27 protein-coding genes are annotated in these 24,041 nt (G+C 66.2%); 3 read left to right on the forward strand and 24 right to left on the reverse strand.

Features of this window, described 5'->3' with window-relative positions:
- Nucleotides 1–140: 140 nt before the first annotated feature.
- The 3 genes from ACFY12_RS20915 to ACFY12_RS20925 form a co-directional block, all read right to left on the reverse strand.
- Nucleotides 141–593, reverse strand: a complete 453-nt coding sequence (locus tag ACFY12_RS20915) for a hypothetical protein (RefSeq protein WP_390717343.1) — start codon at nt 591–593, stop codon at nt 141–143.
- A 76-nt stretch (nt 594–669) separates the two neighbouring features.
- Nucleotides 670–2,109: a ParB N-terminal domain-containing protein gene (locus ACFY12_RS20920; RefSeq protein WP_390717344.1), complete on the reverse strand. Its 1,440-nt coding sequence runs from the start codon at nt 2,107–2,109 to the stop codon at nt 670–672.
- On the reverse strand, nt 2,106–2,771 hold the full coding sequence (locus ACFY12_RS20925) for a ParB/RepB/Spo0J family partition protein (RefSeq protein ID WP_390717345.1): 666 nt from the start codon (nt 2,769–2,771) through the stop codon (nt 2,106–2,108). Before ACFY12_RS20925 ends, ACFY12_RS20920 begins: the two co-directional genes overlap by 4 nt.
- Before the next feature lie 279 nt (nt 2,772–3,050).
- Here ACFY12_RS20925 and ACFY12_RS20930 point away from each other — a divergent pair, with 279 nt between their 5' ends.
- On the forward strand, nt 3,051–3,683 hold the full coding sequence (locus ACFY12_RS20930) for a hypothetical protein (protein ID WP_390717346.1): 633 nt from the start codon (nt 3,051–3,053) through the stop codon (nt 3,681–3,683).
- A gap of 89 nt (nt 3,684–3,772) precedes the next feature.
- On the opposite strand, the gene ACFY12_RS20935 is transcribed toward ACFY12_RS20930, so the two are convergent.
- The 16 genes from ACFY12_RS20935 to fabG all read right to left on the reverse strand — a co-directional run bounded on the left by ACFY12_RS20935 (nt 3,773) and on the right by fabG (nt 14,471).
- On the reverse strand, nt 3,773–4,414 hold the full coding sequence (locus ACFY12_RS20935; protein ID WP_390717347.1) for a DUF6461 domain-containing protein: 642 nt from the start codon (nt 4,412–4,414) through the stop codon (nt 3,773–3,775).
- Between the two features lie 87 nt (nt 4,415–4,501).
- The gene (locus ACFY12_RS20940; RefSeq protein ID WP_390717348.1) at nt 4,502–6,499 is read right to left on the reverse strand and encodes a hypothetical protein; all 1,998 of its coding nucleotides are present in this window, start codon (nt 6,497–6,499) and stop codon (nt 4,502–4,504) included.
- A gap of 545 nt (nt 6,500–7,044) precedes the next feature.
- Nucleotides 7,045–7,398 (reverse strand): hypothetical protein, encoded by a 354-nt coding sequence (locus ACFY12_RS20945; protein WP_390717349.1) that lies wholly within the window; start codon nt 7,396–7,398, stop codon nt 7,045–7,047.
- Entirely contained in the window at nt 7,399–7,626 is a 228-nt protein-coding gene (locus tag ACFY12_RS20950) for a hypothetical protein (protein WP_390717350.1), read from the reverse strand.
- 158 nt (nt 7,627–7,784) lie between these two features.
- A complete protein-coding gene (locus ACFY12_RS20955; protein WP_390717351.1) occupies nt 7,785–8,105 on the reverse strand; it encodes a VRR-NUC domain-containing protein in 321 nt (106 codons plus the stop codon).
- Entirely contained in the window at nt 8,102–8,383 is a 282-nt protein-coding gene (locus ACFY12_RS20960; protein WP_390717352.1) for a hypothetical protein, read from the reverse strand. Before ACFY12_RS20960 ends, ACFY12_RS20955 begins: the two co-directional genes overlap by 4 nt.
- Before the next feature lie 203 nt (nt 8,384–8,586).
- Nucleotides 8,587–8,778, reverse strand: coding sequence for a hypothetical protein (locus tag ACFY12_RS20965; protein WP_390717353.1), 192 nt, complete (start codon nt 8,776–8,778; stop codon nt 8,587–8,589).
- A 17-nt stretch (nt 8,779–8,795) separates the two neighbouring features.
- The gene (locus ACFY12_RS20970) at nt 8,796–9,062 is read right to left on the reverse strand and encodes a hypothetical protein (protein WP_390717354.1); all 267 of its coding nucleotides are present in this window, start codon (nt 9,060–9,062) and stop codon (nt 8,796–8,798) included.
- A 34-nt stretch (nt 9,063–9,096) separates the two neighbouring features.
- Nucleotides 9,097–9,339, reverse strand: a complete 243-nt coding sequence (locus ACFY12_RS20975; protein WP_390717355.1) for a hypothetical protein — start codon at nt 9,337–9,339, stop codon at nt 9,097–9,099.
- 212 nt (nt 9,340–9,551) lie between these two features.
- The gene (locus ACFY12_RS20980) at nt 9,552–10,031 is read right to left on the reverse strand and encodes a hypothetical protein (protein ID WP_390717356.1); all 480 of its coding nucleotides are present in this window, start codon (nt 10,029–10,031) and stop codon (nt 9,552–9,554) included.
- Nucleotides 10,032–10,263: 232 nt separating this feature from the next.
- The gene (locus ACFY12_RS20985) at nt 10,264–11,142 is read right to left on the reverse strand and encodes a hypothetical protein (RefSeq protein ID WP_390717357.1); all 879 of its coding nucleotides are present in this window, start codon (nt 11,140–11,142) and stop codon (nt 10,264–10,266) included.
- A gap of 74 nt (nt 11,143–11,216) precedes the next feature.
- On the reverse strand, nt 11,217–11,459 hold the full coding sequence (locus tag ACFY12_RS20990) for a hypothetical protein (protein ID WP_390717358.1): 243 nt from the start codon (nt 11,457–11,459) through the stop codon (nt 11,217–11,219).
- 22 nt (nt 11,460–11,481) lie between these two features.
- Entirely contained in the window at nt 11,482–11,706 is a 225-nt protein-coding gene (locus ACFY12_RS20995; protein WP_390717359.1) for a hypothetical protein, read from the reverse strand.
- Nucleotides 11,703–12,029: a hypothetical protein gene (locus ACFY12_RS21000; RefSeq protein WP_390717360.1), complete on the reverse strand. Its 327-nt coding sequence runs from the start codon at nt 12,027–12,029 to the stop codon at nt 11,703–11,705. The genes ACFY12_RS20995 and ACFY12_RS21000 overlap by 4 nt, the downstream gene beginning before the upstream one ends.
- A 108-nt stretch (nt 12,030–12,137) precedes the next feature.
- Entirely contained in the window at nt 12,138–13,106 is a 969-nt protein-coding gene (locus ACFY12_RS21005) for a ParB/RepB/Spo0J family partition protein (RefSeq protein ID WP_390717361.1), read from the reverse strand.
- A 633-nt stretch (nt 13,107–13,739) separates the two neighbouring features.
- On the reverse strand, nt 13,740–14,471 hold the full coding sequence (fabG, locus tag ACFY12_RS21010; protein ID WP_390717362.1) for a 3-oxoacyl-ACP reductase FabG: 732 nt from the start codon (nt 14,469–14,471) through the stop codon (nt 13,740–13,742).
- Between the two features lie 369 nt (nt 14,472–14,840).
- Here fabG and ACFY12_RS21015 point away from each other — a divergent pair, with 369 nt between their 5' ends.
- Entirely contained in the window at nt 14,841–15,635 is a 795-nt protein-coding gene (locus ACFY12_RS21015; RefSeq protein ID WP_390717839.1) for a helix-turn-helix domain-containing protein, read from the forward strand.
- On the opposite strand, the gene ACFY12_RS21020 is transcribed toward ACFY12_RS21015, so the two are convergent.
- From ACFY12_RS21020 to ACFY12_RS21030, 3 genes are all read right to left on the reverse strand, one after another.
- On the reverse strand, nt 15,557–16,507 hold the full coding sequence (locus ACFY12_RS21020) for an MBL fold metallo-hydrolase (RefSeq protein ID WP_390717363.1): 951 nt from the start codon (nt 16,505–16,507) through the stop codon (nt 15,557–15,559). The genes ACFY12_RS21015 and ACFY12_RS21020 overlap by 79 nt on opposite strands.
- Before the next feature lie 13 nt (nt 16,508–16,520).
- Nucleotides 16,521–17,474, reverse strand: a complete 954-nt coding sequence (locus ACFY12_RS21025) for a recombinase family protein (protein ID WP_390717364.1) — start codon at nt 17,472–17,474, stop codon at nt 16,521–16,523.
- Between the two features lie 253 nt (nt 17,475–17,727).
- The gene (locus ACFY12_RS21030; protein WP_390717365.1) at nt 17,728–17,961 is read right to left on the reverse strand and encodes a DNA-binding protein; all 234 of its coding nucleotides are present in this window, start codon (nt 17,959–17,961) and stop codon (nt 17,728–17,730) included.
- Nucleotides 17,962–18,098: 137 nt separating this feature from the next.
- On the opposite strand from ACFY12_RS21030, the gene xerC reads away from it, so the two are divergent.
- The gene (gene xerC, locus ACFY12_RS21035) at nt 18,099–19,721 is read left to right on the forward strand and encodes a tyrosine recombinase XerC (protein WP_390717366.1); all 1,623 of its coding nucleotides are present in this window, start codon (nt 18,099–18,101) and stop codon (nt 19,719–19,721) included.
- 244 nt (nt 19,722–19,965) lie between these two features.
- Here xerC and ACFY12_RS21040 read toward each other — a convergent pair whose 3' ends face one another.
- Nucleotides 19,966–20,316 (reverse strand): hypothetical protein, encoded by a 351-nt coding sequence (locus ACFY12_RS21040; protein WP_390717367.1) that lies wholly within the window; start codon nt 20,314–20,316, stop codon nt 19,966–19,968.
- Nucleotides 20,313–23,513, reverse strand: coding sequence for a hypothetical protein (locus ACFY12_RS21045; RefSeq protein ID WP_390717368.1), 3,201 nt, complete (start codon nt 23,511–23,513; stop codon nt 20,313–20,315). The genes ACFY12_RS21040 and ACFY12_RS21045 overlap by 4 nt, the downstream gene beginning before the upstream one ends.
- Between the last annotated feature and the right edge of the window lie 528 nt (nt 23,514–24,041).

A 24,041-nucleotide genomic window follows, 5' to 3' on the forward strand; every position in this document is an offset into this window, starting at 1 on the left:
CAGCGGCTCGATCCGGCCCCACATCGCATCAGTGATCACTAACCGGACGGACACATCCGATCAACTGACCAGCCGATCAAAGAGACACGCTCTAGGCCTGCGGCGGCCGCGAACAGCGGCCCCGCTGCTCTGGTTGCGGCTTAGGCGAGGGGAAGTTGCCCGCCCTCGTCTAGGTTCTCGGTACTCATCAATGGCGGCGCATCGGGCACATTGCGGTTGTTGCGGAGCCACCATCCGAACTGCCAGTTCCGGCAGGTTCGGTGTAGTCGCGAGTGCCGCAGTGGTTCTTTGGATGGGATGGAGTGCTCGCCCCAGCCGGTGATGGGGCGAGCGTTGGTGAGTCGTACGCCGAGGCCGTGGACGAGGGCATTGCCCTCCCACGTCTTGCCGGGTGCGTATTCGAAGGCGAGGTGCGCGTTACGGGGCCAGTCCCATGGGATAGGCAGGGCGCACAGATACCAGGCTGCGGGCGGGTTGGCGGCCGGCAGATGCAGGACTTGGCGCCTGAGCTTGGCGTTGACGTTGTAACGGTCGCACTCGGCGAACGTCTTCAGGCAGTGCTGAGTCAGGTCGAGTTCACGTATGCCGGCCACCCACATGATGCGGTATCTGTCGTGTGCTGCTATTTCTACGCGAACCCGTCCCGAGTTTACCCCCGAGTTCATTTAATCACCCCTCCAGAGTTGAATTCCTTTCCCTGGTCAATTCTATCAGAATTGACGCTATTCCGTGATGCTTATTGTGCCTAAAGTCGTTAGGGTAGGGCATATTGAATTCTTCGGAGAATGCTCGCTCATATTCTTCAACCGGGAGGGTTCGGGGCCTGCGGCAGACGGCCTTGACAGTGGCCCTGGTCGTGTCGCTGAGCTGCACATCCTCGAAGTACCGGGACAGCAGGCCGCGCAGCGACTCGGGAGTGTGATATCGGATGCGCTGCCACTTACCGCGCACGAACCGCATATCGACGCTGTGCTCGTCGAGGAACGCCAGCCGGGTGGAGTCACGACTGATGGAGTGCCCCGAGTTCTCATACGCCACCTCCCGCTCCAAGTTGCGGGTACCGATGCACACCTGGCCGTCGGCGGCACACAGGGCGTTGACGGTAACGAGTACCCAGTGCTGGTAGTCCAAGCTGGTGGTGGCGTTGATGACGGAATCGAGAACCACGACCTCGTACAGGCCGTTCTCACGCAGCTCGCGTTCGATGCCGCGGAGCTGGCCGACGATGGTACGGATGTCGATCGCGTACTTGCCCTTGAGGGTGCGGTACGGCTCGTAGTCCTGGATCCGGTAGCCCTTGGCGCGCAGGTGGCGGGCGTAGTCGCCGTGGCCGGCGCCGAAGTCCACTACGCGGTGCGAGGTGGTCAGCCACGGCAGGACGAGGCGCTCCCACACCTCGGACTTGTAGCGGACTTTGTCCGCCTTCGCCTTGGAGGAGTGTTCGCGCAGACGGTTGGGCTGGACGATGTGCTGGTTCCACACCGGGGCCTGGTCTTCGAGCCCGGACCAGTCGTACACGCCGTACTCGCCCGTGAGGTCCTCTACCAGCTGCCCGGCGTCGAAGGAGGCGACGGTCCAGGCGAGCACATCGAACCGCTGGGACTTGGCGACCGCCGCGTACTCGGCGTTCAGCACGATGCGGCCCTGGTCGTCGATCACGACCGACCCCCACGGCCCGTGGGCGGCGGTCATGAAGCCGATCGCCTGCTGGAACGGAAGGTTCTTCGACTCCTCAACCTCGATGGTCTGCCACGGAATCCAGCACCACTGGCCGATCGGACCGGGCTCGGCATACACGACGGACGATTCGGTCTCGACCCGGTTGTGGAGAAGGTTGAACTTGATCTCGTCCTGGAGCCGAACCTTCTGCGGCAGGATCATCGCCGGCGTTGTGTCCTGGCCGATGGCCTTGAGCCCCTTGGTCCTCTGGTGGCCTGCGACCAAGGTGCCGTCGGCGTTGAGGATGACCGGCTTGACCACCCCATGGCGTCGGAGGGAGCCCTGGAGGCGTACGAACGCGTCCTCGGACAGGCGCCGCGGGTTGTAATCGGCGGGCCGTAGCTTCGCGAGGGGGTAGGCGGGGTCGAAACGGACGTCGAGGGTCTTCACGCCTCGGCTGCCTCTCCGGCGCGGTGCTCCTCGTTGAGGACGTGCCAGCCGAAGCCCATGTCGGAGTCGTTGCCGGACACGAACCGCTTGTACAGCGCGTCGAGCAGCTCGACTTCGGCCTGCGTGATGCGCACGCGTGTGGAGGACCACTGCAGGTAGCCCCACTGCAGGTAGTCGACCGTCGCCGCAGCACCGGTGCCGGCGCCGTCACTCGGGAGTTCGATCGGCGCCGGGAGAGCAGTCTCGTCCAAAAGCTGGTCGAGCTGCTCCTGGTCGTAGCCGGTGCCCTTCAGGTCGGGCAAGTCCTGCAGAATGTCCGCGAGGAGGACGGTGTCGTACCCGGCTAGATCGCTGGTGCGGTTGTCGACGATGACGATCTTTGCCGCAGCGTCGTCGTCGACGTCGAGCCAGGTGACGGCGATCTCGGCCCAGCCGAGCTGCTTGGCAGCCTTGTAGGTGTGGTTGCCGGCGAGGATCTCGTTCGGACGGCCGGTCAGGGTGCCACGGTTGACGACGATGGGCCGGTACTGACCGTTGGTGGACAGCGATTCGGTGATCGAGTCGAGGTCACCGGTACGAGGGTTGCGGTGGTAGGGGGACAGCTCATCGACTGGGACGGCCAGGTCCGCGAGCGAGGCCGGAATGCGAGAAGCGGTGGACATGAGGCTCCAGCCCCACGCCCACTGTTGAGCCTAGATGATCAAGCGACGCATCCTGCCGCCTGGCTCACGGGGCAGGTAGAGCTACCGGTCTCGCTGGACGGCCGGGCATAGGGCGATGTGCCCGCTGTGGGAGGCGGAGTTGAGCCCGGCGGCGCAACGCTCATCGATGGCAGTGCCCGGGGCGCCGGGGATTCAGACGAGTCGAGCTGAGGCTCTTGCGGTGCTGCCCGTGTGGGCATATCCAAGAGAGCCGACACCATCCAGGCAGGAGCTGCGCACGTGAACTTCGTTGGAGAGACGATCCGCCTGACCCCGCTGGATTCCAGCCACCATCTGATCGACCGCGGTCCACTTGTGCTGGCCGACATGAAGATTGCGCTGGAGACTGAGCCTGACTCGCTGCAGCGCGTTGAACAGCACGGAGTCGTGGCTCCGAGCGGGCACCCGGAGGAATGGCTGCACCTCGAAGTGAAGCTCACCGAGCTGGGGCAGGCTGCTCCGGACCCCTGGACGATCAGCGATCTGGTAACGGCCGCCACACGCACGTCGAACGCCGCGATCGAGGTGTGGGGACCTGCCGCTGCCGACAAGACCTGGCCGTACGTGGTGGTGCCGTGGGTGGACTTCGAAACCATGGGCGCGTGCGTGGCGGCGACCCGTGGCCGTGCGGAATTCGGAGGGCGCCTCTTCCACGAGGTGTGGGGGCTGCACTTTGATCCGCCCACCGAGTCGAACGGACTTCAGATTCCGTTCAGCCCTCTCCTGGACGTTGAGGATGGCGCCCTGTGGGCCCAGGGGTTCACCGATGAGGCCCCGCCATCTGCGACGCCTGCCAGCGAGTGGCCCGGGATCATTGAACGATCCGAATGGAAGGGCTACATCCCAGGGCGCCCTCCCGTAGCCAACAGCTGACTGGCGGCCGAACCAGTCCGTCCTCCTGCCGGTGACGTGGCTTGCCGATACGGCGGCCCTTGCCTATCGGATCTCTGACATGCTCGTGGTCACCAGGAGGACGGAGGTGAAGTGCGGGTGACCACGGCAGGAAGCCGCCCGCTCTCGATCACCTGCCGCGGCAGGAACAGCCCGAAATGCTCACCGGTGACCTTCAACACCCGGCGCTTCGCTTCAACAGGCGGCAGCTCCTCGTCTTCGCCAAGCAGGTCATCGATGCAGTCTTCCGGCGGGATGACGCCGGCCGCTTCCAGCGCCGGGCGCAGCAGGTCAGGCTGGGCGCCGGCGGGATCGTAGCCGAAGCCCAACTCGAAATGCAGCTGCAGCTCACCGTCGGCGAGGTACCTGAAGAGGGAGGGCGGATCGTCCGGCCGCGGGTCGAAGATCAGCACCTCGGCGCCGCGAGACGCTGCCGGGTCGAGGGACCAGCCTTCGCTGCCCCCACACTCCACGATGAACGACCAGTCGCCGCTTTGGCCGATGCGGCCGACGCAGTAGATCTGCGTGAGGTCGACCATGCGGGACGCTTCCTGGATGGTGAGGGCAGGCCCGACCTCGACCGGCTCATGGTCGGCCATGCGTTCGGCCAGCTGCTGAGGGCTGAGGCCGCGGGCGCAGGTGATGTACAGGTCGGTGGCGTTCAGGTCCGCGCTCTGCCAGGCATCGGCGATCCATGCAAGATTGTCGGTCATTGCCGTTTTCTCCCTCCGTACACAACGTGGGGCTGGTGGGGCACAGCAAGAACATGGTGCCGTGCCCCACCAGCAGTCAGCGACCTGTCACGGCTTGGGAACCGTGCAGGCCACGGTCGCCTTGGACGCATCGCAGTGCGCGAACTGGGGGAAGTCCACCCAGTAGGGGTCCTTGTCCAGCATCCGGTACTTGGCTGCGAAGCCCGAGCTGAACGCTCCCCCCATCGAGGTGGAGTTGATCCATCCCGACATGGCCGAGCGGCCACACACCTGCTTCCATGTCGGAGCAGCCTCACGGACGTCGTCGTACAGGTGCCATTCGCCCTGCTTGACGCGGGTGGCGTAGGTCTGCACGCAGTCGTTGCCGGTGTCGACCTCGTTCATACCGCCCATGCCGGTGGGCATGCCGCCGGAGTTGTAGGTAGAGGCGTAGGCGAATTCGTCGCACGACGCTTTGTCGCCCGGGCTGATCTCGGGAACGGTGGTGGCGTCTGGGTTGCCGTAGGTGGCCGCCCACCCGTCAGGGCAGATCACCTTGCGGTTGTCGTCCGGGTCGCGGCCCGGCGCGTTCTTCGACGCGGCAGGCAGGTAGAACAGGGGTCTTTTGGCTGCCTTGCTGCCGGGGTGCTTGGGCAGCTTGGCCTGGATCAGCCATGCGTGCGCGACGGCCGGCGGCGTCTTGTCGAAGTTCATCACCCACGTCGGGATGTACTTGTAGAAGGTGCAGCCCGGTGTGGTGGAGGAAATCTTGTCGCAGCGGATCTGCGCGTCATTGGCCTGCCACCGTGTCGCTGCTGGGTTCGCCACCGGTGAGTAGGCGGTGATCTTCGTGGACAGGTCCAGCGTGTCCGCGTTGCGTACCGCGTTCCAGGTGTGGTCGATTTTCCCGATCGCCGTGTGCGAGAACGGATCAGCTCCCGACCACTCCAGCGCCCCGTCCCATGACTGCGGGCCGTTCGAGCACCTGTCGCCCAGGAGGCAGTCGAACTCCACGTTGAGCGTCACCGAGCCGAACTTCGGGTCGATCGCCGTCGGTACGAGGATGAGCTGCTGTGTGAACGTCGCAGAGTTCCCCTCGAGTTTCACCTCCTGGCCGACGGCCCACGAGGCGTTCAGGGTTTCGCCGGTGGGCTTTCCGTCCTTGATGACGACGCCCACGTACTCGTACGTGAAGCCCCCGATGCATGCCCCATACCGCTTGATGTCCGAGTTGTAGCTCGCGCACCAGTCGACCAGGTGAGGCAGGTTCGCGTTCGCTTCCTTGGTGAGGGCGTCGCGGGTTTTCTTGCTGGTGTCCGGTATCAGTCGCGAACACGGCTGGATCCCTGTTTTCTGGTTGAGCTTGCCGCAGTTCCAGCCGTTTTCGGCGCTTCGGCCGGTGGGTGGTTTGGTCGGGTCGACCGGGGTCATGGTCGGCTTGGCGATCTTCTGGGGCGCCTGGTGGTTGTCCTGATTGACCGCTGGAGCGTCCTTGTTCGGCTCAGGCAGAGTGATGCTCACTGCCCGGCCGCGGGTGTGGAACTTCGCCCATGAGGACCAATTGGTCTCGTACAGGCTGCCATCGTAGGCGCTGGTGCGGAAGGCGTAGGTGGTGTTCGTCTTCAGGTCGCCGTACCTGAGGGTTACCGACGCCGTTCCGCCGGACGTCACGTAATCGGACACCACCACACCATAGGCGGCGGGTTTGCCGGTATCAGGGTTGGTGAGTCGGACCTGGTCTTTCGGGTTTCCGTTGGCGTCTGTTGTGTAGACCTCGAAACTCAAGGTCGCCGCGTCGCCGTCGGCGTCGGTGACGGTGTTGCGCAGTGTGACGGTGGTGCGATTGGTCTGCCACACGCCAGCCGGATCCTTGGTGAACGTTGGGCCGGCTTTGAGGTCCTTGCCAGAGACGGGCCGGTGGTTGTTGGCCCGGGTAAGGGCCTCCGGGCCTGCCGCGGGCCGGGAGGACGGTGCATAGGCCCCAGCTGGAGTGCCGTCGTCGCTGTCGGCTGCGGCGGCCACGCCGCCGGATCCCAGGAGCAGGATCGAGCAGGCGCCGAGGGCGAGTTTCGACAGGATGCGTCTTCTTCTTAAGGTTCCGGGCAAGAGAAGTCCCCCTCTGGCCCCGCTCACGTGTTCCTTCTGAGCGAGGCTTGTCGGTTGCGATTCGTCGCACTGTCGTTCTATGGGCGCCCGTCCCAGGGCGGCAAGGTCATCAACCGGGGCACACGCCATGAACTGGATGCGGTGGACGTGACGACAGACACGGTTGTGCACTGTGGGGTCACGATCGTGTGAGGGAACGGTGAAGGCGTCTGAGCGTCTTGAAGGGAACTAGAGGTTCAACATCCAAGCAGGATCGGTCGTTTCAATGCCGTGGGGGGCGTGGCCCCGGCTGAACCCGAGTCCGGATCGGCAAGGTGGGGTGCCTGGCGCATCCTTACCAAGCTCCGCCTGGAAGTCCGTCACGCGACCACGCCGTTGCGTGCTCTGCTTGTCCTGACGAACCTCGAAGGCACCCGCTGATAGACGACCTTGCGCCCCGACAACCGCCCGCGAGCAGCACGAGAACACGACCGAGAGTCAACATCAGCCCTATGACCAGCAACTTCAAGTTGGTGGACCTTCACTGCATGCCTTCGGTTTCGTGTTCAGTCTTGTGCGGTGATGCGCGAAGGACCGTGCATGGTGGGGGTGTGCAGGGCGGCTCTGATTTGGGCCTCGCTGTCGACACTGGTCTGGGAGTCGCTGGGGCCGATGTAGCAGGCCCAGACGGACGCAGTGCCGTCGTCGGCGCTGCGCGAGGTGGCGTCGAATGCGCCGGCCGGGCGGAAGGCGCTGTGTCGGCCGGTGCGGATGCGGTAGGCGAGGTTGGTAGCCCGGTTGAGGTTCCCGAGATCTTCGATGTGCGCCCATTCGCCGGGGCGTTCGCGTAGGGCTTGGGCTGTGTCGTACGCCTCTTGGGCGCGGGTCGGGGCAGGCAGGGGTTCGAAACGGGCGTGCATTCAGAGGTCTCCGGCTGCCGCAAGGGCGGTTTCGGCGAGGTCCCTGATCTGTGCGGCTGTACACCATGGATCGTCGGCGAGGTGTTCGCACAGTTCGTTGGCCAGGCGGGCGATCTCGTTCAGGACCCGCTCTGTGTCAACGGAGCGCGGGGTGTTCTGCTCACGGTCCGGGGCGGTTGGCGTGGAGGGCGCTGTGGCGTGGCCGAGGGCGTGAACAGAGTGGTTCATGACGGGTTCCCTGAAGGTGGTCAGCGGTTGTTGCAGCGGCAGGTGTTGGTGATGGGGTTGAACCAACTGTCGCAGGAGTGGCACCAGGAGGCTCCGGGCATCGGCGGAGTCTCGGACTGCTTGCTGGTGCGGTCGTGCATGGTGCTCGGTCTCCTTGGTCAGAACGTGTCGGGGAGCTGGGCGCGGGGGCCGTCGGGGGCGAGAACGGTGACGATGCGGTCGAGGTCCTTGGGGCGCCATAGCGCGGTTTCGAAGCCGCACGCGGCCAGGTGTTTGAGCCAGTCGCGCTGTGCGGGACGGATGCGTCCGGTATTCGACTTGAACTCGGCGAAGATCGTGCGCCGTGCCTTGGGGTGTCCGTAGACCTCGTCGGGCCATCCGGCGTCGCTGCGCTGGGAGTTGTGGGTGTGGTAGGCGAGGGACCAGCCGCGGAGGGCGGCAATCTTGCGGACGTGACGGCGGAACTGTTCCTCGGTCACGCGGTACTCCGGCGGCGGGGGGTGATGGCCTCCAGGAGGGCGGCGCGGTGAGCGGCGGCGTCCGGGTCGGGCTGCGGCTGGTGCCTGAGGGGTGCGCCCGGTGTCGGGAGTTCGGGGCGGCGGTGGCGCTCCTTGAGGAGTTCGGGCAGCGGGTGCCGGGTCTCCTCCCAGAGGATCTCGTGGAGGGGGCGGTCGTACCGCTCGAAGACGAGGGCCTCGTAAAGGGCGTCGTCGCGGTTCATGGGCTGCGTGCGGTCGTGGTTGGTGGTGGCAGACATGTCGGGTTGCTCCATGGGTTGGCCGGGACCCGCGGGGGCTGCGGGTCCCGGCCTGAGGGGTGGCTCGCATCGGGCGAGCCGTTCCGGGCGGGCGGGGCGCGGGGAGTCGCTGCCCGTCCGGAGGTCGGGTGATGGTCGGGCCGTGCCAGGGCCTGACATCACACAGAACCTAACACGTTAGATACACACTCGCCTATTTAGGGTCAGTCGACGATGGTGAGCTCGTCCGGGGCGTATGGCAGCGGCTTGGGTGCTCCGGGCCACTGGACCATCACAAGCTCCTTGCCGGTGACGGGGTCGGTGGCATGGCCGTGGACTTCGCCGAACAGACGGACAAGGCCCTTGGGTGACCGGGTGACGAGGGTGACGCCAGCGTGCTTCGTGAAGCCTTCCATAGTGGTCTCCTTGTGGGTCAGGTAAGGGAGTTGCGGGTTGCCAGGGTGAGTGCGTGGCCCCATGTCTCGGTGATGGGCTCATTGAAGGTGAAACCTGATCCGGGGGCTTCCAGGTCGGTGGCGCGCCAGTCGGCGATGGTGCCGGCGGGCGGGCACTCGAAGTGCTGGACGGCCCCGTCGGGGAGGGTGATGGCCAGGCGGATCACGCCGCACGGGCCGATGGCGACAGAGGTCTTGCTGCCTGTAGTCAGGGCTTCTTGAGCGAGGGAGTCGCCGAGGTGCATCTATGGCTCCTTATGGGTACTGGCCTATTTCTGTTCAGATGAGGACGGCGAAGCCGTCGCACGTGGCGCAGGTGTCGCCCGTGATCGGGTCTGCTCCGTCGGTGCAGGTGGGGCAGGGCAGGCAGTGTCCGGCGCCGTGGCAGGTGTCGCACTCGCGGGTGTGCTCGTATGGGCCGAGCAGATAGGTGACGGTGCCGCTGCCCTCGCAGTCGTCGCACTCGGGGGCGTTGACGCCGAGGATGGGGGCGGCTTCGATCATCGCGTGCGTGGCGAGCACGGGCTCTCCCTTTCGTGGCGGGGACTGCGGTCGCGGCAGCCCCGTCTGGTCGGTGGATCTTGGTGGAGGTGTGCAGGGATTCCCGTCCTCGCTTTGTGAGTTAATTCTACTATCCGTGGTGGAGGTGTCCAGTCACCGAATGTGATCTCGCCTATGTGCAACTGGTCTGGGTGAGCTGCGAGATGGCTCTGCTACTGCGGGAGCGTGATCGCCTACAGGGCGAACAGGTACTCCTGAACAGGTGCCGTAGTGGGCTCCTCGCCGCCGTCGAGGTGCGCCAGGTGATCAGCGAGCGTCCAGGCGGCCCACTGCCACTCGGGGCGGAGTGCGCCACTCCGGTCGGTCAGCGAGGTGACACCAGCCCTTCGGGCCGCGTTCCTTACGGCTGGGCGCTCAAGGATCAGGAGGTGTGGCTTGACGCGGTGGACGGTCGTGTCGTCGAGCCACACTTCGCAGTACGGGCTGTCGAGGTGGATGAGCATGGCCAGGCGATGGATGTCTCCCCACGCCGGGTGCAGGCCACCGGGTTTGACCCACAGCCAGGTGCCGGGGCGGATGTCGCCAGGGCCACTTGGGGTGTGCGTGTGCGCCGGCCTCTGGCGGCGTTTGCGTCTGGGCTTCGGTGGCCGCTGCGGCGGATAGTGCGGATGGGCCTGGTGGTACTCGTGGAGCTCTCTGGCGAGCGCGGCCATGGCCTCTTTGTGGTCGTAGCAGCTTGGCCCGGCGTGCCAGCGGCGCGGCAGGCGCTTTTCCCAGTACGTGGGCGAACCGCACTGGCAGCGTCCGGGTGTGAGGTAGTCGCTGGCGGTCTCGCACGGCCACGACGTCGCACAGGTCCGGCATGTCCAGGGCTCAGTTTGGCAGTGGGGAAGATGCGCGTCTGGCAGATAGGTGGGCGGTGGCGGCGTCCAGGTAGCCATGCGGTCACCGGCCCGTGCGGTCGAGTAGCGCCGTTTCTGCGGCGTGGATCTGCTCGGCGTCCCACTGCGATCCGGTGAACGACAGCGTGGCAAGCCGGTCTCGGCCTTCGTACAGGGCGAGGCGGGCGGAGCCGCGGTGGGCCTCCCGTCTCAGGTGGCGGCCCTGCTTGATCCCGGCCGGCACGGTCGGCTGCCACCGGCCGAGGGTGAGGTTCTCGTCGTCCACCGTGCCCGGGGTGTGGTGTCCGATCACGTTGAGCAGGGTGCCGTCATCGTGGCGGCAGCGCCCGTAGCAGGCGAGCAGGGCGGCGCGGGTGCCGCCGACCATGAAGGCGTGCCGGGTGAGCGATGCGCGGGCCTGGGTGCGGACCTCGACGTGTGGGGCCGGTGCGTAGGGAGTGCGGAGCATCCAGAAGCCGGGGCCGATCTGGTCGCGGTACCGACGTCCCAACTCCCAGCCCCTGAGCCGCGTCAGTTGGAGCCACGTCCATTTCTGCCCGTGTGTGCGGTAGTCGGGGGCGTCAGGCCGGTCGGTCATCCACAAGGCGGTGACCGGCTGTGCGGCGAACATGGTGTCGTCGGGGAGCGTGGTCTCGATGCGGATGAGGACCCGGGGTGCGTTGAACGGCGCTCGTTCCCCGGAGTCGTGGAGGGAGGCGGTGAAGACGGGGCAGGCGTTGCAGTCTCCGTTGCGTATGCAGAGGCCGAAGCCGCCCCAGCGGGCGCGGCGGGTGTCGTAGCTCTCGTACAGCGTTGCCCACGACTTCGGCTGCAGGGCGCACTGGGCTCCGCCCGCACCCATGTGGGCATTCAGGGTGAGCCGGTTGTAGCCCTTGCCGTCGGCGGGGCGGGTGGGTGCGGGTGCGGGTAGATAGATCGGCACCGAGGCTCCAAGAGGGGGTGAAGGAAGAGGAAGGGGCCGGTGTCGTACCGGCCCCTGGTGGTGGGGTGCTGTGTTTACGGGCGGCGTTGCCTGGGCCCGAGGGCCGTGATGACGGCGTGCCGCAGGTCCGTGAGCATGGCGTGCGTGCAGAGGGCGGTGTCGAGGCCTGTGGCCGACTGGTGGACGTAGGCCTCGATGTCGTCGTTCCAGGCGAAGCCGTGGGCCAGCAGGGCGGTTTCGGTTGCGTTGTCGATGTCTTCGTCCGAGCGTGGCGCGGCCACGACACCGTGTTCGGCGTCGATGGTGACCAGGTACATGCGGGTTCTCCGGGGGCAGGGGTCAGAAGAGCTGGTCTTGACCGTCGACGTCGCCGGGGCGAGACGGCGGTCGGCGTGGTGCGGGTGGTTCGGGTACGGGTTCGCCGAAAAGGGCCGGGGTGCCGATCGGGTCGGGTGCCGCTGGGATGCGTGCGGCTCCGGTGGGAACGGGCAGTTCGCCCGGCACATCGAGGTCGAAGTCGGCGCGCTGCATGGCCGTCCAGTCACGGCCGGCCGCGGTATTCACTGGGAGGTCTCCACGTCCTTGCCCGTGTTGTGCTCGTTGAGGAGGCCGTGGACCTCCAGGACGGCGTCGGCCCAGTCGTGGACGAGCGCGGTGCCAGCCTTCGCTGCGGCTTCGGCGGGGCTGTCGCCGTTCTCCAGGGCCTTGAGGTAGCGGGCTGCGGTGACGTCGATGGCGGACGGCGAGGTAAGGGTCCGCATCAGGGTGTCGGTGGTCGCGGTGCCGCGCAGATGGCTGATGGCGTTGGCGGCGAAGCCGATGATCGTGCCGACGTCGCGGCCGAGCTGCTTGGCCTGAGCGGGGGTGAGCGGCGCGGTGTAGCGCATGGGGGAGCTGTCTCCTGAAGATGGTCCGAGGGAAAGGGGCCGCAGGCAGTGGGCCGGGCCCCGATGGCGGGCTGCGGGAGAAGGTTTCGCCCGCAGCCCTGAGGGCGGTCAGGCGGCGACGGTTTCGCGCTCACCTTGCTCGGCCTGGTGCTCGTCCGCCTCGGCCGCCGGATTGACGGTGACGAGCTCGCGGGCCTCGGCGTGCGCCTTGGCCTGCTTGAGCTGGAAGCGGGCCTTCGTCAGCGACTCGGCAACCCGGTCGAGCTGCTCCAGGCGCGCCCCGACCTGTGTTTCGAGGGTTTCAGCGAGCTTGAGCGGCTCGGTGCGGGCGATCTCGTCAAGGAGCTCGCGAACCTGCTCGATCTTGTCGAGCGTGCTGCGGGTCTTCTTCTGTGCGGCAGCGCGCTCGGTGCGCTGCTCCTCAGTCAGTTCCTCGACGACCATGAGGACGGCCTGGTCCTGCTGCTGCTTCATCGCGTAGGCGAAGTGCACGATTTCGTTGTCGGAGGCGAATTCGCCGCGAACGAACTTCGAGAGCACAGAACCCTGGTTGGCGAAGTTGAGGGCGGCGATCTGTACGGCCGCCTGTGTGCCGACCTTGCCGTCCTGGACGAGCTGCTGGACCTCGATGCGCAGGTCCAGCAAGGCCAGGCGCAACTTGACGTAGGTGGTGGTCTTGCCGAAGTCGGCTGCCACGGACTCGATGGTGGCGCCTTCTTCTTCGTCGAGGATGCGCTGGTAGCCGTGGGCCTCCTCGAACGGGGTCATGTCCTCGCGGTTGACGTTCTCGGACATGGACCGCTTGAACCGCTGCAGTTCGTTCTTCTCGGAGGTGATGTTGGCGCGGATCTTGGTGCGGCCGAGTATCTGGTGGGCGCGCCAGCGGCGCTCGCCGGAGACGATCTCGTAGCCGCCGAGTTCGTTGTCGGGGCGGACCTCGATGGCCTGCATGAGGCCGTACTTGTCGATGGAGGCGGCGAGTTCGTTGAGCGCGTCCTCGTTGAAGTACTCGCGCGGCTGGCGCGGGTTGCGGTGGATCTGGCTCATCTTGAGGACGCGCTGCACTGTGGGCTCCAAGAGGTGGTGGTGAGGGCTTCTTTCCCCCTCACTTCATGCGTTAATTCTACTACCTGTGAGGGGGGTGTCCACTCCGGGCAATCCCCGCCAACGTGACCTCGGCCACGGCCCTGTAGGGGCGCTGACGTGCGGAAACGCTTGTGGGCGCCGAGAACATCTCGGCGCCCACAAGTGCCACCCACCTACAGCTTGTCCACACGGTCACGCCAGGCGCGCACCCCGGCTGGAGCACTCGCCGCCGGAGCCGACCAACACCCCCGCTGGATCGGGCACGCCCCACACACCTGCGCAGCCTCCCGGCCGTCGCCCGGCACCTGAAACTCTGCGGGGCGTGCCTGCGTCGCACATCGCGCGGCCGACCACGCCACGGGCTGGGCCAGGGCACAGGATTCACTTCCGCGCCCGGCTAACACCTTCATACGGTCCGCATCGCGTCCCCCACCGGATCCCGCCCGGGCCGGCTGCTGGGCCAGAGCCAGGATGCGCTCAACGTCGACCACTCCCGCCCCCTCGTGTCAGCGAAACGTGAACAGGCCACCATTTTCCGCACCAAGCGCGACCTCTCCCCCCTGCAGCTGCACCGCCACCTTCCCTCGCGGCCCGCGAGAGGCTGCCGCTAAAGCCGCTCACCAGCTAGTGCCCCATCCCCGCGCCGCCATCCACGGGAAGGATCGCTCCGGTGATGTAGGACCCTTCGTCGATAAGGAACCGCACCGCGCGCGCGATCTCCTCGGGCTGCCCGAGTCGCCCGAGAGGGATCTGGCCGAGCAGCGTCCGGATGCGATCCTCGGGCAGGGCTGCTGACATGTCAGTCGCGGTAAGCCCCGGCGCGATGACGTTGGCGGTGATGTTCCGAGAGCCGTACTCGCGAGCGATGGAGCGAGCCAGTCCGATCAGCCCGGCCTTGGACGCGGCGTAGTTGGCCTGGCCGGCCTCGCCGTGCAGGGCGGTGGCTGACGAGATGAACACCATGCGGCCGTTCTTGGCGCGCAGCATGCCCGGCAGGGCGCGCTTGGCGATGCGGTAGGCGGCGGTCAGATTCGCATCCAGCACAGAGGTGAAGTCTTCCTCGCTCATGCGGGCGAGCAGCCCGTCGCGGGTGATGCCCGCGTTGGAGACCACCATGGTGACCGGTCCGTGTTCTGCTTCGGCCTGCTTGAACGCCGCATCGATCTGTTCGGCGTCCGTCACATCGCACCGAACAGCCAGAAACCGGCCGCCGCAGTGCTCTTCGCCCGGCTGATAGGAGTGCGTGGGCGGTTCGCCGGAGCGGTAGGTGACGGCCACGTTGTGGCCGGCCTCGGCAAGCTCTGTGGCGATCGCGTACCCGATGCCTCGGTTGCCGCCAGTGATGAAGACGCTCACGCCTGAAACACCTCTTGGATCTTCGATGATGCGGATGGCTGCTCAAGAAGGTGATCTTGGGCAGCGGTGTCACACCCTGCCCGGTTTGAGAGCTGTTAGGTCGGCTCGGCGGGTGCCGGTAGCCGCACAACCGGTACTGCGAGTACGGGTTACGACCCATTTCGGGCACCCTTATGTCCGTAATCATCCCCATATGGTCTGCCTTATGTGACAGGGCATCAAAAGTCATACAAGATGAGAGACGCGTTAGGAATTCGTATTACTTTTCCCGAACTTTGCTCAGGGGAGACTTGCATCTTGATGCCGAGCAACGTGCCGCCGATCACCCGCATGCTCAAGACGTGGCGCGAAACACGAGACCCGCACGCCATGCCCGGGTTCACCTCCCGCTACGGCCGCCGACGCAGAGGCCTCACGCAAAGAGACATGGCGGAGCTCGCCGGCGTCACCGAAGGCTGGTACGGCAAGCTGGAACGAGGCAAGCTCGACCACGTTGGTGAAGAGTTCCTGGAAAGCATCGTCCGCGTCCTCGACCTGAACGATGCTCAGCGAGCCCACCTGTGGCTAGAGGCCAACGGCTGCGAACCGCCGCCGCGCCCCCATCCGGACGCCAGCACCATCGACCCTGTGGTGTCGGCGATCATCCACCTACTGCCCTGGCCGGCATACACCTTCGACCACCGATGGGACATACGCGTCTTCAACGCGGCAGCCGCACGGGACTACCCGTGGATGCTCCACGGCATCAACGTCATGATCTGGGCACTGACTTACCCCGAGGCGCGACTGCAGCTGATCGACTGGGAGGAAACATGGGCCAAGCCCATGGCCTCGCAGCTGCGCGTCTCCCGCAAGGCCAACCCGGACGACGCACGACTCAACGAAGTCTGGGAAGAGATCAAGCAGCGCGACGAGACCGCCCGCAGGCTCCTCGAAGAGGACGTCACCACCGTCATCCATCCCGACGGCGACCGCCGCCGCCTGTTCCTCCCGCACCAGGACGAGGAAACCGAGGTCGAGTTCGTCACCTTCGGCCGACTGCGCAACAAGACCCGCCTCATGGTGGTCATGCCCGGCGACATCGGTCAGGACGCCAAGGACGCCATGCCTTCGACCATGGCCCACGTGCTCGACGGCACCCCCGGCACCCCAGCTTCCGCATAGCCGGCCGCGGTCTGGGTGAAAAGTCTCTCCGGATGCGCCCACCTGCCGGCGTGGCTCGCTTTGATCAGGCGAGCCGCGTCGGCCAGCGGCACCCCACGCTGCGCGTACGCGCCCGAGGCCTCGGCCACGTCGCTGAGCTGACGCTGGATGGTGACAACTCCAGCGCGGTCGAGCAGCGCCCCGTGCCCTGGTACGAACACCTCGGCCCCGGTGTCCAACAGCACCTGGCAGGCCCGGATGCAGCCGCTCAGCGACCCGGACCACACCACCATGTGCGCACCAGAGAAAAGCGCATCCCCGGCGAACACCACCCGCTCTTCCGGGACATGCACGGCAACATCACCCGCACTATGCCCCGCGCCCAGGTCGATCAACTCCACGACCATGTCGCCGACCCGAACCTCCTCCCGGCCCTCGAACGTGCGGGTAGGGGCCACCACCATCACGTCGGTGAAGTCGAAGTGCCCGAAGTGCTCAGCCACATACATCGATGCCTTGTCGGCCGCGGCCGAGTGAGCCAGTAGCGTGAGCTGTTCCGGCCCCATCTCGTGGCAGCCGCTCTCGGCGCTTGCCACCGAGGTGACGATCTCGGCCTGCGGTACAAGCCGATGACCCCACGTGTGATCGCCGTTCTGGTGCGTGGAGACCACCGTGCGAACGGCATCGAGCGGGCAAATCTCCTCGACAGCGGCAAGAAGTCGCCGTGTCGCATCCAGCGTAAACTGCGTGTCCACCAAGAGGCCTTGCCCCCGGGAGACGATAAGGCCACTGTTGCTGTAGCCCCAGTCCGTGCGGTTGTGCATCCAGGCCCACGTCACCTCCGACAGGGAGAACAGGGCAGGATCACGCTGACCGGGTACTGCGGTGTCCATGGTTACGGCCTTCTCAGGTGGTCGGCTGACGCCAGTCGATCAAGACCCGCTTATCCGGGGCCTGGCTGCCTTCGGCGCGACCGACACGCACGTGTTGGACTTCCAGCAGCACAAGACCGCGCTTCGATGCGTACGGGGCCGTGCGCCACCAGGCCACCAGATCGTGCACGTCACCAATCGGCAGATCGGTCATCTGCTCCAGGTACTTCAACCGGAGTTTGGAGACCCGCAAATCTTCCTTGCTGGCCTTCTGCGCGGCAATGAACGCAGCCTTGACCATCAGCCCCCGACCATAGAGGTCACCGATACCCGCGAACCGCTCGTCGGCGCCCTCGATGTGCTCCTTGAGGCGGGCAATCTCCGCCTCGATGTCACATGCCAACTTCTCAAGCCGCTGGCGCGCCCCAGGCTTCAGCAACTCGGCCAGGACGTGCTCGGCCACAAAGTCTTCGAGCTTCTCGGCATTGATGCGTGTCTTGCCGCAGCCATCGCACTTGTAGGACGGCGGGGCATCGGCGTGAGCGCGACTGCCGACATGGGGCTGCGAGCACTCGTCGCACACGGCACACCCGCCCGTGAGCAAGTAGTCATACGCCTCACGGGACGCACTGCGCTTCTGGCTGCGCTCTGCGTACAGCTCCTGCAGGCGCATGAAGACGGTCGGCTCCAGCACCCGCTCATCCCAGCCCTCGATCGGCTCGCCGTTCTCATCGAGGCCCGCCAGCCGCGGGTTCGTCAACAGCCGATGCAAGACCTCGCGGCGAAACTCATTGCCCCGCGGGGTCAGCATCCCCTTGCTGGTCAGCCACCGCGCCGCCCCGGCTTCCGTTTCACCGTCGAACAGCAGCGTGACGGCCTCTCGCAACAGGGGCGCCTCCTCAGGATGTGTCACCCCTGGGCGTACGTAGCCCGACAACCGTCCCACGCAGCCGACTCCGATCACTGATTCGCATCTGCGACCGCTCACGTCGATGTCACGTTAGGGGTCGCTTAGACCTGGCATAGGCCAATGTATATCTGCACCCAGCCGAAGAGCACTAAGCGACGGCTTAGTACGTTGAGCATGAGCGCGATACCTGCAGGTCAGGAACCTGGGATGACTCCCGTGCGTGGCATGGGTCACGCCATTCCAACCTGATTACGCACTATGCGGTCTGTAAATGCCGCAGCCCGGACCCCCGGCAGCGTGAGGGTCCGGGCTCGTAGGTGAGTGCACAACATCAGTCGATCCCCAACGCCTTCCAAAGGCTCGCCGTCGAGACCTTCTGTGTCTGCCCCAGCGGGATCACCTGCGCCGGGAAATGGCCGGCCTTGATCAACTCGTACGCCTTGTCCGAACCGATCCCCAGCGCCCGAGCGGCAGTCACCACACTCACGGCCGCCGGCAGGGCCTTCACTTCCTCCACCGACATCCCGCCACGCCGCCCGCCCGAACGAGCATGCTCCGCAGCCATCACAGATGAGGACAAAGGTGGTCACACCCCTCTTCCCCGCGCCACCTGGCAGGAAGCATACGGCGCCCAAGGAAGCCACACCTTCGCTACAGAAAGATCAGGTCACGTAAGGACAGCCCAGCTCGCAAGGGGTAACCGTGGCCTTCAAAGGAAGCATCTACCGACGATGCAAGTGCACCGAGCCCAAGCTCGACGAATCAGGACAGCCGCTGCTCACCGTCGCCGGCAAGCCCAAACTGCGCGAGCTCGGAGCGGCATGCCCTGACCTCGACAAGCGCGGCCACGGCTCCTGGTACTACTACCTCAACCTCCCCGACGGCCCCCGCGGCGAACGCAGACGCCCCCGCAAGGGCGGCTTCCTCACCAAGACGGACGCCGAAGACGCAGCCCAGAAACTCTGGGACGAGGCCCACGCAGGCATCGACATCGACTCCAAGGAGACCGTCGCCGACTACCTCCGCCGCTGGATCGGCAACCGCGCCGACCTCAAGGACGGAACACGAGAAGAGTACGAAGACGACCTAGAGAACGGGTTCATCCCTGCCTTGGGCCACCTGACCATGCGCGAGCTGCGCACCCAGCACATCCAGGCAGTGTTCAAAGACATCTGGGCCTTCAACGAAGTCAAAAAGAACAACAAGATCGCTGCCGAGCAAGCCAAGGTCGTCTGCCGGGCCGCTCACCAAGCGTGGAAGAACACGCCAGCCCCCCGGCCACCACACCTACGTCATGAGTGGAACCTGGCCAAGGCCGCCCTCAAAGAAGCCCTCGCCAAGCCCCGACAGAACACGGGACCCGGTCGGCAACTCAAACTCCTCAACACTCTCTCCGGCGCCCTCAAAGCCGCAGCCAAAGAAAAGCTCATTACCGAGAACTGGTGCGACGGCGTCATCATCCCTAAGTACGAGAAGCCCGAACCGCTCGTCTGGACCCCCGAACGCATAGCCAGATGGCGCGAGACCGGGCAAGTCCCCGGCCCCGTCATGGTCTGGACCCCCGAGACCACCGGAGAATTCCTCGACGCCAGCGTCGACCACCCTCTGTACGTCGCCTACCACCTCATGGTCTTCCGGGCCCCCCGACGCGGCGAAGCCGCCGGTCTCCCCTGGACAGAGATCGACATGGCCCAAGGCACCGCCAACATCAGCGAAACCCTCGTCACCAACCGCAAACACCACGTGCGAGCCGAGACCACAAAGAGCCGAGCCAGCAAACGTACGGTCACCCTCGACCGTGCAACGTTTGCCCTTCTGTCTGCCCTGCGCGACATCCAGCGAGAGCAGAAAATCACCTGGCAGGCGAAGCACCGCAAGGACCCCGACAAATACGGCCCCTACGTCGACTCCGGCTACGTCTTCACGATGCCCGACGGCCGTCCCTGGCACCCCGACAGCATGTCCCAGGCATTCACGCGACTGATCAAACGCCTCGGCCTCCCCCCGATCCGCCTCCACGACCTGCGCCACTGCGCAGCATCCCTCAGCCTCGCCGCCGGCCTGTCCATGAAGGCCATCCAAGCCCTCCTCGGACACGCCAGCTACTCCCTTACCGCCGACACCTACACCAGCCTCATGCCGCAATTCGCCCAAGCGGAAGCAGACGCCACAGCCGCGATGGTCCCCCGGCGCGCCGCGCCCGTGCCGCCGACCGACCCAGACGGCAGCCGGCAGCCGGACGAACCCGCGTCAGAGGTACTGGCCGGGCCTCCGCAGCTCAGCCTCGTCCTTCAGTCCACGCCAGAGCAGCCAGTGGCAGCTTGATCTCTCAAATCACTTGGCCCCGCCCGGCATGCGCCGGCGCGGGGCTGGGCGGGGGCAAAGAGGCAGCGAGCAGGTCTGGCGCACTCCTGAGCTCGGAGCGGGGATTTTCAATCAACAGGCGCCATCAAGTCGGTGCTGGGCGCTGGGCCGGTGACTCGCCTGCCAGGTGGCTGCGGTACGGCACCGAAGCGAGACGCCCCGCCTGCTCGCTGACCCGGACGGACGGTGTCGTTCCCACGCCGCGTCATAGCTGGTCGTAGCCGCTGTTCGCGCGGCCTCCGTCCTCGGCCCGTGCCTCTGCGGTCCCATCGACTTCCATGCCTCCGTGCACGCTTCCTTGAGCAGTGAGACCGGTGTTAGCGTGCGAGCCGGCCCCGATCGCGGTGGCGGGACCGGTGTTCGTGATCCGCACCGACCCGGCATGGCCAGACATCAGGGCTAGCACCCCGGTCCCCAGGGCCACGACGCTCACCAGCGCCGAGATGATCCCGGCGACCTGGTTGGCCCGGTCCCAGCTCAGAAGGCAGAAGACCCCGGCCAGCACCGCCACTGCCAGTCCCGTCAGACCGGCCACCAGTCGCTGCCGTCCGCTCATCGGACCGTCCCCTCTTTATTGTCATATTCGATCTTGCGTGTTGCTGTTGTCCCCGCTCGGGCCGTATACCCACGGGCGGTCCCTGGACGTTCGGTAGTCATCAGACGCGCCACCAGTTCCAGGGCCTCCGGCGCAATGTTGGGCAGGCACGCAACCACATCCTGTAAGGGGCCAATGTCGAGTGCTTCGACCAGGAGCACACGCCCGTCGAGGACGTTCCAGCACTTTCTTGCCGTGGACGTCAGTACCCTCACTCGCTGTCCAGGCTCCTTAAGGCTGCGGGCCGCGTTGACGGCTTCTCGTGCTGCGTCTTCGGCCTGCCCCCGACACCCTGTGCTGTTCAGGGCACGGGCGGCATCCGTCAGTGCCGCCGCGCGCCAGCCGGGGTCCTTAAGCGTACGGGCGAGCTCGGCGGCCGCTTGGGCGTAATAGACGCCCTGCTCGTGGTGCCCGCCGTGGGTCAGTACCTCGGCAGCGGTCGCTAGCGTTCTGGTGTACCAGTTCGAGTCCCTGGCCTCGTGGGCGAGACCGACGGCTGTCCGTGAGAGTTCGACGGCCTCTTGCCGATACCCTGCTCGGACCATGGTCCTGATCACGGGAATCAGGGCCTTCACTCGGCTGGTCGGCCGGGTGATACTCAGGGCGAGGTCGGCGGCTTGTCGGTGGTGTCCTGAGTGCGCCAAGGCTGTGGCGACGGCTGTCAGCGCCTTGGTCTTCCGGTCGGTGCCGTTGATTCTTCCGGCGAGTTCGATCGCTTCCCGGTGATGCCCCGCGTGGGCGATCACCCCGGCCACGGCCCCGTACGCCCGCTCCAGCAAGTCGGGTTCGGTAACCATTCGTGCGATGTCGATCGCTTGCCGGTGGCGTCCGGTGTGGGCCATGGCCCTGGCGGCAAGGGTGAGGAGCGCGGCACGTTTTCCGGAGCCTTCTGATGTGTGGGCGCGTTTGGCTGCTATACGGGCGAGTTCGGCGGCCTGCTCGAGACGCCCCGTGAGCGTCATGGCTTCGGCAACGACCGCCAGCAGCGAAGCCTTCGGCCTGAGGGCGGTGCGGGCAAGCTCTGCGGCCTCGTCAGCGAGTTCGGCTGCCTGCTGATCGACACCCGCGTGGGCCATGAGCGTGGCGACAGCCGCCAGGGTGCTAGCGCGCTGGTCAGCGTCGGACACGGCTCGGGCGAGCTCAACGGCCCAAATGTGGTGCCCCCCGCGGGCCACGGTTCGGGCTGTCAGCGTGAGAGCCCTGTCCCGCCTGCCGTAGTTCACGATGCCGCGAGCGAGGCGAGCTGATTCGTCGGCGAGTTCGGTGGCCTGACGGTGGAATCCACGCAGGGCCAGCTTCACGGCAACGGTGCCCAAGGCCCAGGCTTGTTCGCCGGGGGCGGAGATGCTGCGAGCACGTTCGGCTTCTTGCTCTAGGTCCTCAGGGATAGGGGCATGCTCGACGGGGTCGGCCGAGATTCCGGCGTCCCAGCCGGCTACGCGAGAGGTGGGGCTGTACGCGTTGGTTGCCTCATTGTCTGCGGCTTCGGCAGCGGTGGATACCGAGCGCAGAGCCCTGTCTTGCCGCTGAGGGTCGACGATGCTTCGGGCGAGCTCCCAGGCTTGTTCGTGACGCCCCGACTGGGCCAGCAGCTTGGCCCTGTAGGCGACAGCATCGGCGACGTCCCGTAGTTCCCGGGCGTCTTGGACGGGGCTCAGGAGCTGTTGAGCCACCGACACCACGAGCAACGTGATGTTGTGGTCTGGTATCCCTGCGTCGAGGAGCCGTCTGACGAGGGCGGGAATCTGCCGCGACCCATGGGCCGCCTGGACCAGGGTGAGGGCACGTCGTACATGGCCCAGGATCACCCAGGTCTCGATGACGGCATAGGGGATACCGGCGACATACCCGCGGATCTCGTCGCGGCGGTGAGCCAGCCGCACGCATGCCCGCAGGTCGGGGGTGGTGGCCCGGTGTAGGCGGATGGCGTCGGCGATCTCGGCCAGCGCCTCGGCATCAGAGCCTGTGGTCTCCCACAGTCTCTCGTGCCGCACCGCATCGGTTGCTAGTGCGGTGAGGCGGGTGGTGTCCGCGAGATTGCGTAACAGTTGTGGGTAGCCGATGAGGGCGTATTCGGGAGTGTCGGGTGGCCAACCAGCCTGGCGCCAGGTGTCGGTGAAGGCGTGCACCCGTGCACGGTAATTCTCCAGCGTGGCCCGGGAGATTCGCTTCAGAGCACCCTGTTGCAGCTCTTCGTGGGCGAAGGAGAACAGATGCGCTGGTTGTTGGTCAGGAGCTGACCATTGAGTCGGCCGGTGCTGGAAGGACCGGCCTAATGATCCGCCGAGGACTTCCTCGATCTCCCAGGCGCTCGCGTCGCCTATGAGGTCGGCCAGGTCCTGGGCGCTCAGGCCACCGTTGGCGGCGGCTATCAGGCACGCCACCTTCCGTCCGGGCCCGTCACCCGTCAGAAGGGCATGGAGGTCGCGCTCTGCGGCTTTCCGGTGTGCCTGGGCCGCGGGTGAAGGTGCTAGCAGGTGGTCGATGTGCGCGTTGTGCAGCGGGTGATTCTCTAGCACGTCGCTGGGGATAGGCGGATTTGGACGGCCGGCCACGATGATCCGCAGTCCCGGGGGCGGCACGCGTGGCAGCAACGCGGCGACGCTGTATCCGCTGCTGGCTGACTCAACGCCGGTGTCCTCGTCGAGTCCGTCGACCAGCAGGATCAGACGTCGGCCGTCCGCGGTGGCTCTGTGGGCGGCACGTTCGAGGGCGTCGAGGAACTGGCCCTGGGAGGCGCAGTCCACGTCGGCGTCGCCCAGGTACTCCTGCAACTGCCCCTGCAGAGCCGCAAGAAATGCGGTCCGGTCTGAACGTCCGGCGTTTCGCGCGGTAATGAAGAAGGCCAGCACGTCTACGCCCTGCGGAGGGTGCAGCGCGAACTGCGCCATGAGAGCGGTCTTTCCGGACCACGCTGGCGCCAGCCATCGCCAGTAGTCCGTTTCCGCATTGCCTCCCCGGGGTTTCTGGACACCGTCGAGTGCGGTGGAGAAGGCGGCCATCTCTGCCAATTCGGTGGCTCGGCCCTCGAACTGGGCGGCCGCGAGTTGGTTGACCTCGTGCAGATAGCCCGAGCGCAGGACCGGGGGGCGGCGCTGCCCCAAGACCAGGTCTCCGGTGACCTTCATGATGCCGCTGTTCGCGAGTGCCCCGTCCATGGCATGCGCCTCGCCTGTGCCGTCGGCCAGTTCCCGCTGTCTTCCTGGCCTCACTCGCAACGCTCTCCTTCGCCCGCGTCTTGTGGTTTCCTATTCTGCCCTCCCACACCGTCTCTGCGTCGTGTCGGCCGACGCATCCAGTGCGTGTCAACCGGGTCGACTCCGTACGGACGGCGGCGAAGTTGGAAGATGGAGACCGGTTTGGGCGCTCGAAACTTCGACGGGCTGGCCGGGGCGAGGTGGCGGACGACTTCGGCTTCTGTGACGAGGTGCACGCCACGCCGGAAGTGCTGCCCTGGCTCTTGTCCTTGGAGGACGGCCGCATCGGGTGCTGCCCCCTTATACAGCTAAGCAATCTGGTATGGCGATAAGACCAGCGCCTCTCCTTGGCTCGGCCCCTGGTGGGGGACGCGGGGGACAGACGGGGGACAGAAGGTCGAGGAAGGCTAGGGAAAGATGCGGCAAAGCAGGGATGGGCGGGAGGTGTGCGAGGTGCCTGCTCGTGCCAATAGCGACCCCCCTGACCTG

This window comes from Streptomyces sp. NPDC001339, assembly GCF_042895955.1.
Lineage (GTDB): Bacteria > Actinomycetota > Actinomycetes > Streptomycetales > Streptomycetaceae > Streptomyces.

Coding starts and splice junctions, on each gene's coding strand:
- ACFY12_RS20925 (WP_390717345.1), bottom strand. CDS start 2,771: ATGTCCACCGCTTCTCGCATTCCGGCCTCGCTCGCGGACCTGGCCGTC.
- ACFY12_RS21030 (WP_390717365.1), bottom strand. CDS start 17,961: ATGGCTGCGGAGCATGCTCGTTCGGGCGGGCGGCGTGGCGGGATGTCG.
- ACFY12_RS20965 (WP_390717353.1), bottom strand. CDS start 8,778: ATGGAAGGCTTCACGAAGCACGCTGGCGTCACCCTCGTCACCCGGTCA.
- ACFY12_RS20950 (WP_390717350.1), bottom strand. CDS start 7,626: ATGAACCACTCTGTTCACGCCCTCGGCCACGCCACAGCGCCCTCCACG.
- ACFY12_RS21020 (WP_390717363.1), bottom strand. CDS start 16,507: ATGGACACCGCAGTACCCGGTCAGCGTGATCCTGCCCTGTTCTCCCTG.
- ACFY12_RS20945 (WP_390717349.1), bottom strand. CDS start 7,398: ATGCACGCCCGTTTCGAACCCCTGCCTGCCCCGACCCGCGCCCAAGAG.
- ACFY12_RS21015 (WP_390717839.1), top strand. CDS start 14,841: ATGCCCGGGTTCACCTCCCGCTACGGCCGCCGACGCAGAGGCCTCACG.
- ACFY12_RS21000 (WP_390717360.1), bottom strand. CDS start 12,029: ATGCGCTACACCGCGCCGCTCACCCCCGCTCAGGCCAAGCAGCTCGGC.
- ACFY12_RS20970 (WP_390717354.1), bottom strand. CDS start 9,062: ATGCACCTCGGCGACTCCCTCGCTCAAGAAGCCCTGACTACAGGCAGC.
- ACFY12_RS20980 (WP_390717356.1), bottom strand. CDS start 10,031: ATGGCCGCGCTCGCCAGAGAGCTCCACGAGTACCACCAGGCCCATCCG.
- ACFY12_RS21040 (WP_390717367.1), bottom strand. CDS start 20,316: ATGAGCGGACGGCAGCGACTGGTGGCCGGTCTGACGGGACTGGCAGTG.
- ACFY12_RS20935 (WP_390717347.1), bottom strand. CDS start 4,414: ATGACCGACAATCTTGCATGGATCGCCGATGCCTGGCAGAGCGCGGAC.
- ACFY12_RS20990 (WP_390717358.1), bottom strand. CDS start 11,459: ATGTACCTGGTCACCATCGACGCCGAACACGGTGTCGTGGCCGCGCCA.
- ACFY12_RS21045 (WP_390717368.1), bottom strand. CDS start 23,513: ATGGACGGGGCACTCGCGAACAGCGGCATCATGAAGGTCACCGGAGAC.
- ACFY12_RS20960 (WP_390717352.1), bottom strand. CDS start 8,383: ATGTCTGCCACCACCAACCACGACCGCACGCAGCCCATGAACCGCGAC.